At 36.4% G+C, this 15,053-nt stretch carries 12 protein-coding genes and 1 riboswitch; all 12 genes read left to right on the top strand.

The window, feature by feature from the left end:
- The first annotated feature begins 73 nt into the window (after nucleotides 1-73).
- The 12 genes from E0H99_RS04290 to metH all read left to right on the top strand — a co-directional run bounded on the left by E0H99_RS04290 (nucleotide 74) and on the right by metH (nucleotide 15,020).
- On the top strand, nucleotides 74-1,246 hold the full coding sequence (locus E0H99_RS04290; protein ID WP_131991489.1) for a trans-sulfuration enzyme family protein: 1,173 nt from the start codon (nucleotides 74-76) through the stop codon (nucleotides 1,244-1,246).
- A 146-nt stretch (nucleotides 1,247-1,392) separates the two neighbouring features.
- Nucleotides 1,393-1,803, top strand: coding sequence for an RrF2 family transcriptional regulator (locus E0H99_RS04295; protein ID WP_131991491.1), 411 nt, complete (start codon nucleotides 1,393-1,395; stop codon nucleotides 1,801-1,803).
- Nucleotides 1,804-1,920: 117 nt separating this feature from the next.
- A complete protein-coding gene (locus E0H99_RS04300) occupies nucleotides 1,921-2,823 on the top strand; it encodes a sulfite exporter TauE/SafE family protein (protein WP_131991493.1) in 903 nt (300 codons plus the stop codon).
- 15 nt (nucleotides 2,824-2,838) lie between these two features.
- Complete coding sequence (locus E0H99_RS04305; RefSeq protein WP_131991495.1) at nucleotides 2,839-3,540, top strand: phosphoadenylyl-sulfate reductase; 702 nt, start codon at nucleotides 2,839-2,841, stop codon at nucleotides 3,538-3,540.
- An 81-nt stretch (nucleotides 3,541-3,621) separates the two neighbouring features.
- The gene (gene cysD, locus E0H99_RS04310; protein ID WP_131991497.1) at nucleotides 3,622-4,521 is read left to right on the top strand and encodes a sulfate adenylyltransferase subunit CysD; all 900 of its coding nucleotides are present in this window, start codon (nucleotides 3,622-3,624) and stop codon (nucleotides 4,519-4,521) included.
- Between the two features lie 161 nt (nucleotides 4,522-4,682).
- On the top strand, nucleotides 4,683-5,927 hold the full coding sequence (locus E0H99_RS04315) for a sulfate adenylyltransferase subunit 1 (RefSeq protein WP_131991499.1): 1,245 nt from the start codon (nucleotides 4,683-4,685) through the stop codon (nucleotides 5,925-5,927).
- Between the two features lie 29 nt (nucleotides 5,928-5,956).
- Nucleotides 5,957-8,050 carry a HEPN domain-containing protein gene (locus E0H99_RS04320; protein ID WP_131991501.1) on the top strand — a complete coding sequence of 698 codons (2,094 nt, stop codon included), beginning with the start codon at nucleotides 5,957-5,959 and terminating at the stop codon, nucleotides 8,048-8,050.
- Nucleotides 8,040-8,813, top strand: a complete 774-nt coding sequence (gene cobA / locus E0H99_RS04325) for a uroporphyrinogen-III C-methyltransferase (RefSeq protein WP_131991503.1) — start codon at nucleotides 8,040-8,042, stop codon at nucleotides 8,811-8,813. Before E0H99_RS04320 ends, cobA begins: the two co-directional genes overlap by 11 nt.
- A gap of 51 nt (nucleotides 8,814-8,864) precedes the next feature.
- Nucleotides 8,865-9,446, top strand: a complete 582-nt coding sequence (locus tag E0H99_RS04330; protein WP_131991505.1) for a bifunctional precorrin-2 dehydrogenase/sirohydrochlorin ferrochelatase — start codon at nucleotides 8,865-8,867, stop codon at nucleotides 9,444-9,446.
- Between the two features lie 107 nt (nucleotides 9,447-9,553).
- Complete coding sequence (locus tag E0H99_RS04335; protein WP_131991507.1) at nucleotides 9,554-10,606, top strand: NAD(P)/FAD-dependent oxidoreductase; 1,053 nt, start codon at nucleotides 9,554-9,556, stop codon at nucleotides 10,604-10,606.
- Nucleotides 10,607-10,830: 224 nt separating this feature from the next.
- Nucleotides 10,831-10,950: riboswitch (SAM riboswitch) on the top strand.
- A 283-nt stretch (nucleotides 10,951-11,233) separates the two neighbouring features.
- Nucleotides 11,234-12,235, top strand: a complete 1,002-nt coding sequence (locus tag E0H99_RS04340) for a homocysteine S-methyltransferase family protein (RefSeq protein WP_131991509.1) — start codon at nucleotides 11,234-11,236, stop codon at nucleotides 12,233-12,235.
- A gap of 103 nt (nucleotides 12,236-12,338) precedes the next feature.
- A complete protein-coding gene (gene metH / locus E0H99_RS04345; RefSeq protein ID WP_131991511.1) occupies nucleotides 12,339-15,020 on the top strand; it encodes a methionine synthase in 2,682 nt (893 codons plus the stop codon).
- Nucleotides 15,021-15,053 lie beyond the last annotated feature (33 nt).

Here is a 15,053-nt window from a genome sequence, read left to right on the forward strand (position 1 = left end):
CAATAAAGAGTCTTTTTTATAGAAAGATTACAAGGGGAATCTCTGTGAAATAACTCTTTGAAAAACAATAACAATGAACGAACAAGAATTTGGTTTTGAAACACAAGCCATACGTACCCAATTGGAAAGAACCCAATTTCAGGAACACTCTGTGCCTTTATACTTAACCTCTAGTTTTGTATTTGAAGATGCTGAAGATATGAGAGCGTCTTTTGCTGAGGAGAAAGATCGAAATATTTATAGCCGATACAGCAATCCAAATACCAACGAGTTTATAGATAAAATTTGTAAAATGGAAGGTGCTGAATCGGGTTTTGCCTTTGCCTCTGGAATGGCGGCTGTGTATTCAACTTTGGCGGCTTTGTTGAACTCAGGAGACCATATTGTTTCGGCAAGTAGTGTTTTTGGAGCGACACATTCATTGTTTATCAATTATTTTCCAAAATGGGGAATTGAAACATCTTATTTTAATATCGACAAGCCCGAAACCATTGAAAGTTTGATAAAACCTAATACAAAGATTCTTTTTGCAGAATCTCCAACCAATCCAGCGGTAGATATTATCGATTTGGAACTGTTAGGTACTATTGCCAAAAAGCATAATTTGATTTTGATTATTGACAACTGTTTTGCTACACCTTATTTGCAGCAACCGATAAAATGGGGAGCACATTTGGTGGTGCATTCAGCAACAAAATTAATAGATGGTCAAGGTAGAGTTTTAGGTGGAATTACAGTTGGAGATGCCGAATTGATCCAAAAAATCTATTTATTTTCTCGACTTACCGGCCCTTCCTTATCCCCATTTAATGCTTGGGTATTATCAAAAAGTTTAGAAACTTTGGCGATTCGTTTAGATAGACATTGTGAAAATGCCTTGAAAGTGGCTGAGTTTCTGGAAAGTCATCCTCAGGTTAATAAAGTGAAGTATCCTTTCTTGAAATCGCATCCGCAATACGAAATTGCTCAAAAGCAAATGAAATTGGGAGGAAACATTGTCGCTTTTGAAATAAAAGGCGGTCTTGAAGCTGGAAGAAACTTTTTGGATAAATTAAAACTATGCTCTTTATCACCAAATTTGGGAGATACCAGAACGATTGTAACGCATCCGGCTTCTACAACGCATAGTAAGTTATCAGTTGAAGAACGTTTAGCAGTCAGTATTACTGATGGTTTAGTTCGTGTTTCAGTAGGATTAGAAACCGTGGGAGATGTGATTGCTGATTTAGAGCAGGCACTTTCGTAAGGATTTTTAGTATGTAGATTAACGATTTTTGATTGCAGATTTTCTGTTCGATAATAATCGTTAATCTTCATTCACTATTCTTAATTCAAAAAGTATATTTTTGTTGCAATCAAAAATCGTTAATCTCCAATCTTATATTTTTTAAAATGCTTTCAAAAAAAACAAAATACGGAATAAAAGCGTTGTCATTTTTGGCTCGTCAAGAGAATCAAATCCCGGTTCCAATTGCGGATATTGCAAAAAGTGAAAACATTTCGATTAAGTTTTTGGAGAGTATTTTATTACTCTTGCGTTATTCTGGTTTTTTAGGAGCCAAAAAAGGAAAAGGCGGAGGATACTACCTGATAAAAGATCCAAAAGACATTAATATGGCTCATGTCTATCGAATTCTTGAAGGGCCAATCGCACTTTTGCCTTGCGTAAGCCATAATTTTTATGAAAAATGTGACGATTGTGTTGACGAGGCCAATTGTTCGGTTCATAAACTAATGACTGAAGTCCGTGACAATACGCTTATGATATTGGAAAATAATACACTGGCTGATATTGCATTTTAGATAATAAATCACAAAATAAATTTTGTAGTTAAGTTAAAAGTTTTACTTTTGCACAGTAATCTACTATTCCGATGGGGTAATGGATTTAAATAATTAAAACAGTTGAATTTCAAAAGCATGAGCAAAGAATTGAAAGAGATTAATATCAGTGCAAAATCGGAAACTACTTTCGCAGAGCGTTTATGGGTTATAATTCCTGTTGTTTTGTTGGTAGGATTGTTTTCGACATTAGTGTACAATCATTATGCTGAGTTTTCCTGGAATGGCTTTTTGGCAGGCTTCAATCAGGAGTTTTTAATTTTTTTCTGTATTGGGATTTTTGCTCAATTAGTAGATGGAACTTTAGGAATGGGTTATGGAGCAACTTCTACTTCTTTTTTATTGGCGTATGGAATTCCGCCGGCAATTAGTAGTACAGGTGTTCATGTTGCTGAAATGTTTACTACCGGAGTTTCTGCCATTTCTCATCATCGATTTGGGAATATCAATAAAAAATTAGTGAGACATTTATTAATTCCCGGTGTTTTGGGCTCTATTGCGGGTGCTTATTTGTTATCTGATGTGATTGACGGAGATATGATTAAGCCATTTATAGCAGTTTATATGATTGCGCTGGCAATTATAATTATTAGAAAAGCATTAAAAAAGAATATCATTAAAAAGAAAACTAAAAAGCTAGGTATTTTGGCTTCTTTCGGAGGTTTTATGGATGCTGTTGGCGGTGGCGGATGGGGACCAATTGTGACTTCAACTTTGCTTGGAAACGGCAGAAATCCTCGCTATACTATCGGTTCTGTAAATGCAGCCGAGTTTGCTGTAGCTTTTGCCAGTGGTGTAACATTTATGCTTTTTGGGGGAATTCAAGGATGGCAAGTGATTATAGGATTGATTTTAGGTGGTGTGATTGCCGCTCCAATTGCCGCTATTTTAGTCAATAAAATAAAGAGAAAACCTATGATGATTTTGGTAGGGATTTTAATTATTGTTTTGAGTTTAAAAACACTGTCTAAATTATTATAAAAGAGAAACGAAATTATGAGTATAGCAATAACCAATACTTTACTAGAAAAAACAAGAAGCCTATCCATTGAGGAAACGCTTGCTTTTTTGGCTAATGAATACAAAGACAAAGTAGTTTTTTCGACTTCTTTTGGACAGGAAGATCAAGTGATTACGGCTTTAATTGGTCAAAATGATTTACCAATTACCATTTTTACTTTAGATACAGGAAGATTATTTCAAGAGACATATGATGTTTTTCATAAGACATTAAAGAAATATAAAAAACACATCGAAGTTTATTTCCCCGAAGCAGCTGCAGTAGAGGAATTATTAAACAAAAAAGGGCCAAACAGCTTTTACGAATCGGTGGAGAATAGAAAGGAATGTTGTTTCATTCGAAAAGTAGTGCCTTTGACTAAAGCTTTAAAAGGAAATGCGATCTGGATTACCGGTTTGAGAGCAGAGCAATCCGAAAACAGAAATGATTTAGAAGTTTTTGAATACGATGGGAAGTTCGATATTATAAAATTCAATCCATTGTTAAAATGGACTTTGAAAGAAGTAGAAGATTATTTAGAAAAAAATAATGTGCCACAAAATGCATTGCACAAACAAGGATTTGTAAGTATAGGATGTGCTCCATGTACTAGAGCAATTACTCCTGATGAAGATATACGAGCGGGCAGATGGTGGTGGGAATCCAGTCATAAAGAATGCGGTTTGCACCAGAAGTAATTTTAAATTATGAATTATAAATTATAAATGATTGTTGGAATTTTTAAATTTTTCAACCATTTAAATCTTTAAATTAAAAAAATGAGTACGATATTAAAAACAAACGCTTTAGAAAGCGAAGCGATATACATATTTAGAGAAGTTATTTCTCAATTTGACAAGCCAGTTTTGCTTTTCTCCGGTGGAAAAGATTCAATTACATTGGTGCGTTTAGCACAAAAAGCATTTTTCCCGGCTAAAATTCCTTTTCCATTGTTACACGTAGATACCGGACACAATTTTCCGGAAACAATTGAATTTAGAGATAGATTAGTTGCTGAATTAGGATTGGAATTAATCGTAAGAAATGTTCAGGATGCTATTGACGAAGGCAAAGTAGTAGAAGAGTCAGGAAAATACTCCAGCAGGAACAGTTTGCAAACAACTACACTTTTGGATGCAATTGAAGAATTCAAATTTGATGCTTGTATTGGAGGTGCGCGTCGTGATGAAGAAAAAGCAAGAGCGAAAGAACGTATTTTTTCTGTTCGTGATGATTTTGGTCAATGGGATGAGAAAAATCAACGCCCGGAATTGTTTGATATTTTGAATGGAAAAATTGAAAATGGCCAAAACGTTCGTGTTTTCCCAATTTCGAACTGGACAGAGCTTGATGTGTGGAGTTATATCGAACAAGAGCAAATCGAAATTCCATCTATTTACTTTTCACACAAACGTAAAGTATTCTTGAGAGATGGTATGATTTGGTCACATTCTCCATTTGTTTATCAAGAAGAAGATGAAGAAATCGAAGAAAGAATTGTTCGTTTTAGAACGGTTGGAGATATGAGTTGTACAGCAGCTGTTGATTCTTACGCAGCAACGATTCAAGAAGTAGTTGGCGAAATCAGATCTTCAACTATTTCAGAAAGAGGAGCCAGAATTGATGACAAACGTTCTGAGGCTGCGATGGAAAAAAGAAAGCAACAAGGATACTTTTAGAAAATAATTATAAGTTATGAATTATAAGTTATGAATTGTTCTGAGACATTTAAAATTTAAAATTCAACATTTAAAATAAAAAAAAACAAATTTAGAAGTTTATATAGAGGTGTTTGGGAAAACTTGAAACCTTAAACTTTTAAACTTTAAACAAAAAAAGAATGGAAGTTTTAAAAATAGCAACAGCAGGAAGTGTAGATGACGGAAAAAGTACCTTAATCGGAAGATTATTATACGATACAAAATCGTTGACTACAGATAAGATTGAGGCAATAGAAAAAAGCAGCAAACAAAAAGGATACGATTACTTAGACTTTTCATTGGCTACCGATGGTTTAGTTGCCGAAAGAGAACAAGGAATCACAATCGATGTGGCTCATATTTATTTCTCGACAACCAAGAAAAGTTACATCATTGCCGATACTCCAGGTCACGTAGAATATACAAGAAATATGGTTACCGGAGCTTCGACTTCACAAGTATCTATCATTTTGATCGATGCTCGAAAAGGGGTTATTGAGCAAACGTACAGACACTTTTTTATCAATAATTTATTGAGAGTAAAAGAAGTGATTGTTGCTGTGAATAAAATGGATTTAGTTGATTATTCGGAAGAAGTGTACAATAAAATCAAAGCTGATTTCCAAGCTTTAAATGCAAAAAGTACATTTAAAGAACAAGTTGTAAGTTACATTCCGTTAAGTGCTATCAATGGTGGAAATGTAGTTGATAAATCAGAAAACATGCCTTGGTATACCGGACAAACGGTATTGGAACATTTGGAAGCTTTAGAACCAAAAGATGTGTACGAAAAAGGACAAGCACGTTTCCCGGTTCAAACAGTTATCAGACCAAAAACGGAGGAATACCATGACTTTAGAGGATATGCCGGAAAGTTGTACGGAGACAATATAAAAGTAGGTGATGCGGTAACGGTGCTTCCTTCTTTGACAGAATCTAAAGTGACAAACATCCACTTTTTCGATCAGCAATTTGATGAAGCGACTGCGGGTTCTTCTATTACTTTGGAACTGGAAAATGATATCAATGTGACCAGAGGTGATATGATTGTAAAATCGAATGAACTTCCAAGAATCGAAAAAGATATCAATACAACGATTTGTTGGATGGACAGCAAAAAATTAGTTGCTGGCACTAAATATTTGGTACAACACAATACCAACAGAGTTTTAGCAAAAATTGAAAGTGTGAAAAACATAATCGCAACAGATTATTCAGGGGTAACACCAGCGACTCAATTGAGCATTAATGAGATAGGCGAAGTAAATATTAAATTGAGCAAAGCTTTGTATTTTGATGCCTATAACGACAACAAATCAAACGGCGCTTTTATTTTAATTGATGCTGCAACCAACACAACTGCTGGAGTTGGATTTATAAACTAAATCTAACTTTTGCCAAAAACAATATAATTATGCAAAGTTTTAGAACCGAAATAGAAGACCCGATTGTCCAAAAAGACATTATCGATTTAGAAAGAAAAATTGCTTTATTCCGTGACGGGAAAATTGATGATGAACGTTTCCGCAGCCTTCGTTTGGCTAGAGGAGTTTACGGTCAGCGTCAGGAAGGCGTTCAAATGATTCGTATCAAATTGCCTTTTGGAAAAGTGACAAGCGAACAATTATTGCGTATTACCAAAGTTTCTGATGAATATTCAACAGGACGTTTACACATTACAACGCGTCAGGATATTCAGATTCACTATGTGAGTTTGGACAGGACGCCACAGCTTTGGGCTGAATTAGAGAAAGATGATGTTACACTTCGTGAAGCTTGTGGAAATACCGTGAGAAATATTACTGCTAGTGAAACTGCAGGAATCGATACGGAAGAACCTTTTGATGTTTCGCCGTATGCACACGCGTTGTTTCAGTTTTTCTTGAGAAACCCAGTTTGTCAGGAAATGGGACGTAAATTCAAAATGTCGTTTTCTTCTTCGGATAAAGATACAGGATTAAGTTATTTACACGATTTAGGTTTTATTCCAAAAATTGTAAATGGCGAAAAAGGATTTAAAGTAATGTTAGGTGGGGGATTAGGTTCTCAGCCCAGTCATGCGGAATTGTTATCGGAGTTTATTCCGGTAAACCAAATTATCCCAACAACTGAAGGTGTTTTGAGAATATTTGATCGTTTCGGTGAAAGAGCCAAACGTTTGAAAGCACGTATGAAATTCTTGATCAAAGATATTGGGAGAGACGAGTTTTTACGATTGGTGGAAGAAGAGAAAAAAGCTTTGTCTTACCAAACGGTTGAAATCGATACGGCTGCTTTTGAAGGAGAAATTCCTGCTCCTTTATTGGTAGCGCCAAAAGTAGTAATTGAAGACACTGCTGCTTTCGAAGCTTGGAAAAAATCAAATGTTTTTCCTCAGAAACAAGCCGGATATGTAGCGATTGGAATCAAAGTTTTATTAGGAGATTTTTATACTGATACAGCGAGAGCATTGGCAGAATTGATTAAAAATTATGCCGCTAATGAATTGCGTTTTACGTTGAGACAGGATATTCTGATACGTCATGTAAAAGAAGAAAATTTGGAATTTTTCTACCAAGAATTAGCTAGGCTTAATTTTGTTGATTTAGGATATAATTCCACAGCAGATATCACCGCTTGTCCGGGAACGGATACGTGTAATCTAGGGATTGCAAGCAGCACAGGAATTGCGGTAGAGTTGGAAAGAGTTTTGGAAACGGAATATCCACAATACAGCAACAATCAGGAGATCACGATTAAAATTAGTGGTTGTATGAATGCTTGTGGACAACACAATATGGCCGAAATTGGTTTCCAGGGAATGTCAATTAATTCTGGGAAATTGGTGGCGCCGGCACTTCAAGTATTATTAGGCGGAGGAAATTTAGGAAACGGATCAGGAAGGTTTTCAGATAAAGTAATCAAAATTCCAAGCAGAAGAGGACCTGATGCCTTGCGTTTCATCTTAAATGATTTTGAAGCGAATGCAAATGGACAATCATTCTTGAATTATTACGACGCTAAAGGTGAGAAATATTTTTACGAATTTTTGAAACCATTAGCAGATGTAACTAATTTGACCGAAGCTGATTTCGTAGATTGGGGAAATGCCGATAACTACGTAAAAGCAGTTGGAGTAGGAGAATGTGCCGGAGTTGTAATTGATTTGGTAGCGACTTTATTATTGGAAGCCAAAGATAAATTAACGTTTGCACAAGAAGCTTTTGATGATAAAAAATGGGCAGATGCTATTTATTTAGCATATGCCGGTTTTGTAAATGGTGCCAAAGCATTATTGCTTGCCGAAAATCAAAAGACCAATAATCACGCAGGAATTATCGATTTGTTTGATACTGTTTTTATTGAAACCAATAAAATTGTATTGGAGTCTTCGTTAAGAGATTTGGTATATCAAATCAACCAAAATGAACCTTCGGGGGAATTTGCACAAAAATACATTCAAGAAGCAGCAGCCTTTTTTGAAAATATAGAATCGTATAGAGCAAAAGATTTAGCAGATGAGAAATAAAGTAGAACCATTCGTAACCTTAGTTGGAGCAGGTCCGGGAGATCCTGATTTGCTTACCATCAAAGGCGCAAAAGCACTTGCCGAAGCTCAAGTGGTTTTGTATGATGCTTTGGCCAATGAGGAAATATTGACTTATGCGCCAAAGAAATCCATTAAAATATTTGTTGGAAAAAGAAAAGGCTGTCATGAATATTCGCAAGATCAAATCAATCAGTTGATTGTGGATAATGCGCTTACGTATGGTAATGTGGTTCGATTAAAAGGCGGTGATCCATTTATATTTGGAAGAGGAAGCGAAGAAATAGAGTATGTAGAAAGCTTTGGAATTCCTACCTTTGTTATTCCTGGAATCTCATCATCGATTGCAGTTCCCGCTTATCAAGGGATTTCTTTGACCAAAAGAGGAGTGTCCGAAAGTTTTTGGGTAATTACCGGAACGACTTCCGCCAGAAAATTATCGAACGATGTTGCCTTGGCAGCACAGTCTTCGGCAACAGTGGTGATCTTGATGGGGATGAGTAAATTGGAACAAATTATAGCATTATTTCAAAAGGAATCCAAAGGGGAAATTCCCGTAGCGGTCATTCAAAACGGAACTATGTCAGATGAAAAAATAGGTGTCGGGACTATAGATACAATTCAACAAGTTGTTACTGAGAATAAATTAAGTTCGCCAGCGATAATTGTTATTGGGGAAGTAGTAAGAGAAAGTAATAAATTGAAAGGGTTTTACGAAGAATTTATTTCAAAAGAATTAATATAACAATTAACAAAACTCGGATTCCTTTCCTTTGGTGAGGCTGAGTAGAGGATTATGGAAAGAAATGAATTATATCCTATTTTTTTAAAACTGCACAACCTCAATGTACTTATTGTAGGAGGAGGAAATGTGGGTTTGGAAAAGCTATCATTTATGTTAAAATCCAGTCCAAATGCAAATGTTGAGGTGGTGGCGCCAAAGTTTTTGCCAGAACTGGAAGAGTTGGTCGAAAAACATCCTTCGGTGAAATTGACTAAAGCCAAGTTCAAGAAAAAAATGTTGAAGAAACGGCATATGGTTATTGCTTGTACTGATGATTTGAAAGTGAATAAACGAGTATTTGATTTGTCTCGAAAAAGACACTTGATTTGTAATATTGCCGATACACCGGATTTATGTGATTATTATTTGGGTGGAATTGTAACCAAAGGAAATGTGAAAATTGCGATTTCGACAAACGGAAAATCACCGACAACAGCCAAGAGATTACGAGAGTTTTTCGAAGAAATAATTCCGGACGATATTAATAAAATGGTCGAAAACCTAAATGAATATCGCAAAACGCTGAAAGGAAATTTCGAAGAAAAAGTGCAAAAAATGAATGAAATTACCGAAGCGTTAAAAAATAAAGAATAAAAGCATCGCAAAATAACGAATGATATTTATCATTTAAAGCAGTAAAAATCTATCGTTAATTTGCAGTAAAATAGTTTAGCATAATTACACATATAAAGAATAAAAAAATGGTTAAAACAGACATATTAATTATAGGAGCCGGACCAACAGGTTTATTTGCAGTTTTTGAAGCTGGATTATTAAAACTGAAATGTCATATTTTAGATGCCTTGCCTCAAGCTGGCGGGCAATTATCTGAATTATATCCAAAAAAACCAATCTATGATATTCCGGGATTTCCGGAAGTATTAGCCGGAGATTTGGTTGATAATTTAATGGAACAAATCAAGCAGTTTGAACCGGGATTCACGCTGGGAGAACGTGCCGAAACCATTGAAAAACAAGAAGACGGAAGTTTTATTGTAACCTCAAATAAAGGGAAAAGATTTCATGCTTCGGTTGTTGCGATTGCTGGTGGTTTGGGAAGTTTTGAACCAAGAAAACCATTGATCGAAGACATTGAATTTTACGAAGACAAAGGAATTAAATACTTTATCAAAAATCCGGAGAAATTCAGAGACAAAAGAGTGGTAATTGCCGGAGGTGGTGATTCTGCTTTAGACTGGAGTATTTTCTTGTCGAATATTGCTTCCGAAGTGACTTTGATTCACAGAAGAAATGAATTTAGAGGCGCTTTAGATTCTGTAGAAAAAGTACAGGAATTGAAAAATTCAGGAAAAATAAGAATGATCACACCGGCAGAAGTAGTTGGTCTGAATGGAGCGGAGCATTTAGAATCAATAGACATTGAGGAAAATGGAGCGCACAGAACCATTCCTACAGACTATTTCATACCGCTTTTTGGATTAACACCAAAATTAGGGCCTATCGGAGATTGGGGATTGGACATTGAAAAAAATGCCATCAAAGTAAATAATGCTTTGGATTATCAAACGAACATTCCTGGAATTTTTGCCATTGGTGACGTAAATACATATCCAGGAAAATTAAAATTGATTCTTTGTGGATTTCACGAAGCGACTTTAATGTGTCAGGCAGCGTACCAAATCATCAACCCGGGTAAGAAATATGTATTGAAATACACTACAGTTTCTGGTGTTGACGGATTTGACGGAACTCGTAAAGAAGCTCCAAAAGCCGTGGTCAAAGCCATAGTTTAATAATTTAAGATTGTAGATTAACGATTTTTGATTGCAGAATTTTAAAATAAGACGAACTATTTTATTTGTCGAGAAAATTGATTTTTAGAATTTAGGATGTCACATAAATCTGAAATCAAAAATCGTTAATCATCATTCGAAAATCCTTTTTAAAAAAAAATAGCGCTAATACTTGCAAGTATTAGCGCTATGTCTTTACTTTGCACTGTTCATATATTTATTGAAAGTTATCACGAAAGGCGGAGGGAAAGACCCAATGAAACCTTAGCAACCCTTTATCTTTAAAGAAGGTGCTACATTCTACTTTATACAGAACCAGTTTCAGTATCTAAGATAGATAACACACGAATACTCACTTAGTATTTCTCAAACCTTTTCCTGACAACATATCGATATTTTTTTTAGAGCGAACAATTGGCGCATTTTTGCCAATAGAGTTCCCGCTTTACGTTGCAATCTTTTTGTTTTTTAAAGAAAAAAAACAAAAAGGATTTCCACTTCAAACGTAGTTCACTGAACTCCTATGAAAAATGGAAGCAATGTGAAGTAATCGGGACTAAAGAGAAAAAATTTGTGATTTTTTGGTTTTATTTTAACCATTAGAACACAACAATTAAAAAAATAAAAATGTCAAGTATTCAAGAAGCCATCAAAAAAAACATACTCATTCTCGATGGAGCAATGGGAACCATGTTACAGCGTTACAATTTCTCCGAAGAAGATTTTCGAGGAGAGCGTTTCAAAGATTTTCCGCATTCCTTAAAAGGGAATAACGATTTATTGTCACTCACGCAACCGCAAGCCATCAAAGCGGTTCACGCCGCCTATTTTGAAGCGGGAGCAGATATCGTTGAAACCAATACTTTTTCTGGAACCACCATCGGTATGGCCGATTATTATCTGGAAGAATATGTTTACGAACTCAACTACGAATCGGCAAGAATTGCCCGTGAAGTAGCCGATGAATTTACAGCAAAAAATCCAGACAAGCCTCGTTTTGTGGCAGGTTCAATAGGCCCAACAAACAGAACGGCGAGCATGTCACCAGACGTAAACGATCCAGGTTACCGAGCCGTAACTTTCGATGATTTACGAATTGCTTACAAACAACAAGTGGAAGCTTTAATGGATGGTGGCTGTGATTTATTATTGGTCGAAACTATTTTCGACACTTTAAACGCCAAAGCTGCCCTTTTCGCGATAGAAGAAGTCAAAGACGAACGCAATATCGATATTCCAATCATGGTTTCTGGAACGATTACGGATGCGTCAGGGAGAACACTTTCGGGTCAAACTGTAGAAGCTTTTTTGGTTTCGGTTTCGCACATTCCGTTGTTGAGCGTAGGGTTTAATTGTGCTTTGGGAGCCGATTTGTTGAAACCGTACCTACAAACCTTGGCGCATAATACGTCATTCAATGTATCGGCACATCCTAATGCAGGATTGCCCAACGCATTTGGAGAATACGATGAAACGCCGGAGCAAATGCAGGCCTTTATCAAAGAATATTTAGACGATAATTTAGTAAATATCATAGGCGGTTGTTGCGGAACAACACCAGAACATATCAAGTTGATTGCTGATATAGCAAAGGAGTATAAACCTAGAGTATCAACAGCAACAATGTAGTAAAGACGAGATGTATCGCGTCTAAATTATAACCAATAATTCACGAATGGAACGTTTGTTTTTGAAAAAAAATTAGTGAATTAGCGGTAAAAATAAAACAAAAATGGCACACGCAGAGAAAAGAAGAAACCTTGTATTATCGGGATTAGAACCTTTAATAATTACGCCTAACAGCGTTTTCGTTAACATTGGCGAACGAACGAATGTAACAGGTTCTAGAAAATTCCTTCGATTAATCAAGGAAGAAAAATACGAAGAAGCACTCAGCATAGCTAAAGAGCAAGTGGAAGGTGGCGCACAAATTATCGATATTAATATGGATGAAGGAATGCTGGATGGCGAATATGCCATGACAAAATTCCTGAATTTAATTGCCGCAGAACCAGATATTTCCAGAGTTCCCATCATGATTGATAGCTCGAAATGGGATATTATCGAAGCGGGTCTAAAAGTAGTGCAAGGAAAGAGTGTCGTAAACTCAATTTCTTTGAAGGAAGGCGAAGAACAATTTATTCATCACGCCAAATTGATTAAGCGCTATGGTGCTGCGGCAATTATTATGGCTTTTGATGAAACGGGACAAGCTGATAATTACGAACGCAGGGTAGAAATTTGCCAACGGTCGTATGATATTTTGGTGAATAAAGTTGGTTTTCCACCGCAGGATATTATTTTCGATTTGAATATATTTCCAGTTGCGACAGGAATGGAAGAACACCGCCTGAATGCATTAGATTTCTTTAGAGGGACTAAATGGGTTAGGGAAAATCTTCCGCATGCACATATTAGTGGAGGTGTAAGTAATGTTTCGTTTTCGTTTAGAGGAAATGACACGGTACGGGAAGCGATGCACTCGGTGTTTTTATATCATGCGATTCAACATGGTATGACTATGGGTATCGTGAATCCGGAAATGCTTTCTATTTATGACGAAATTCCAAAAGATCTATTAGAACATGTTGAAGATGTAATTCTAAACCGTCGTGATGATGCCACGGAAAGATTATTGGACTTTGCAGAAAATGTAAAAGGAGATGTAAAGAGCAATGAAAAAGCGGTTCAAGAATGGCGTTCGGGTACCGTTCAAGAACGAATTACGCATTCCCTTGTAAAAGGTGTTGATGCCTTTATAGAACTAGATGTTGAAGAAGCTCGATTGGCAGCCACAAAACCCATCGAAGTTATCGAAATCAACTTAATGACAGGAATGAATGTTGTGGGTGATTTGTTTGGTTCCGGTAAAATGTTTTTGCCACAAGTAGTAAAATCAGCACGAGTTATGAAAAAAGCCGTAGCCTATTTGTTGCCTTACATAGAAGCTAGCAAACAAGCAGGTGACAAGCAAGGAAATGGAAAAATCCTGATGGCAACCGTAAAAGGCGATGTACACGATATTGGTAAAAATATTGTTTCGGTAGTATTGGCGTGTAATAATTATGAGATTGTAGATTTGGGCGTAATGGTGCCTCCCGAAAAAATTATTGCAGCGGCCATAGAACACAACGTAGATATTATTGGGTTGAGCGGATTGATCACGCCGTCACTGGACGAAATGGTTTATCTCGCCAAGGAATTGGATAAAAGAGGACTTAAAATCCCAATCATGATTGGAGGAGCAACGACTTCGCGTGCACATACAGCCGTTAAAATTGCGCCACAATATAGAGAAACGGTTATTCACGTTAATGATGCTTCGAGAGCCGTAACGGTTGCTGGAAGTTTATTGAACAAGGATAAAAAAATATACGCAAGCGACATTCGAGCAGAATACGATGCGTTTAGAGAGACGTTTTTGAACCGTTCGCGCGACAAAAATTTCTTGACCATTGAGCAAGCTCGTAAAAATAAATTGCAATTGGATTGGGAGAATTTTACTCCTGTAAAACCAAATATAATTGGAGAACAAACCATCGAAGTCGATTTGGATGTTTTGGTTCCGTATATTGACTGGACCCCATTTTTTAGAACATGGGAATTGTTCGGAAAATACCCGGCTATTTTAACGGATGAGGTAGTAGGAGAACAAGCAACGTCAGTTTTTGCAGATGCGCAAGAAATGTTAGAAGTGATTTTGAGAGAAAAGAAGTTAACTGCCAAAGGGATTTACGGGATTTTTCCAGCGAATCAAGTCAATGACGATGATATCGAATTGAGTGACGAAAACGGAAAAGTTTTGGAGAAATTCTTAACGCTGCGTCAACAATCACAAAAAACAAAAGGAGCTCCAAATATTGCTTTATCTGATTTTATTGCACCGAAAGACGGTGGTAAAACAGACTATATGGGTGCGTTTTGTGTAACAACAGGCTTTGGAGTTGACGAATGGGCTGCTGAATTCGAAAAGGATTTAGACGATTACAATTCGATTATGGTGAAAGCATTGGCAGATCGTTTTGCGGAAGCTTTTGCCGAATATTTGCACGAAAAAATCCGTAAAGAAATTTGGGGTTATTCATCTGATGAAAATTTAAGTACTGAGGCAATGATTGCTGAAGATTACAAAGGAATTCGCCCGGCACCTGGTTATCCGGCTTGTCCTGACCATTTAGAAAAACCTACGATTTGGAAATTACTGAATGTGGAAAAGGAAATAGGAGTTACTTTGACGGAAAGCATGGCGATGTGGCCGGCTTCTTCGGTATCGGGTTATTATTTTGGAAATCCGGAAAGTAGGTATTTTGGACTTGGAAAAATAAAAGAAGACCAAGTTATTGATTACGCCAAACGTAGAAGCGTTTCGACAGAAGTAGCCATGAAATGGTTGAATCCGAATATAGCAGATTAAATTAGTCATGAAGTCAAAAGTCATAAAGTCCAA

This window comes from Flavobacterium sp. GT3P67 (genome assembly GCF_004349155.1).
GTDB classification, from domain to species: Bacteria; Bacteroidota; Bacteroidia; order Flavobacteriales; family Flavobacteriaceae; genus Flavobacterium; species Flavobacterium ranwuense.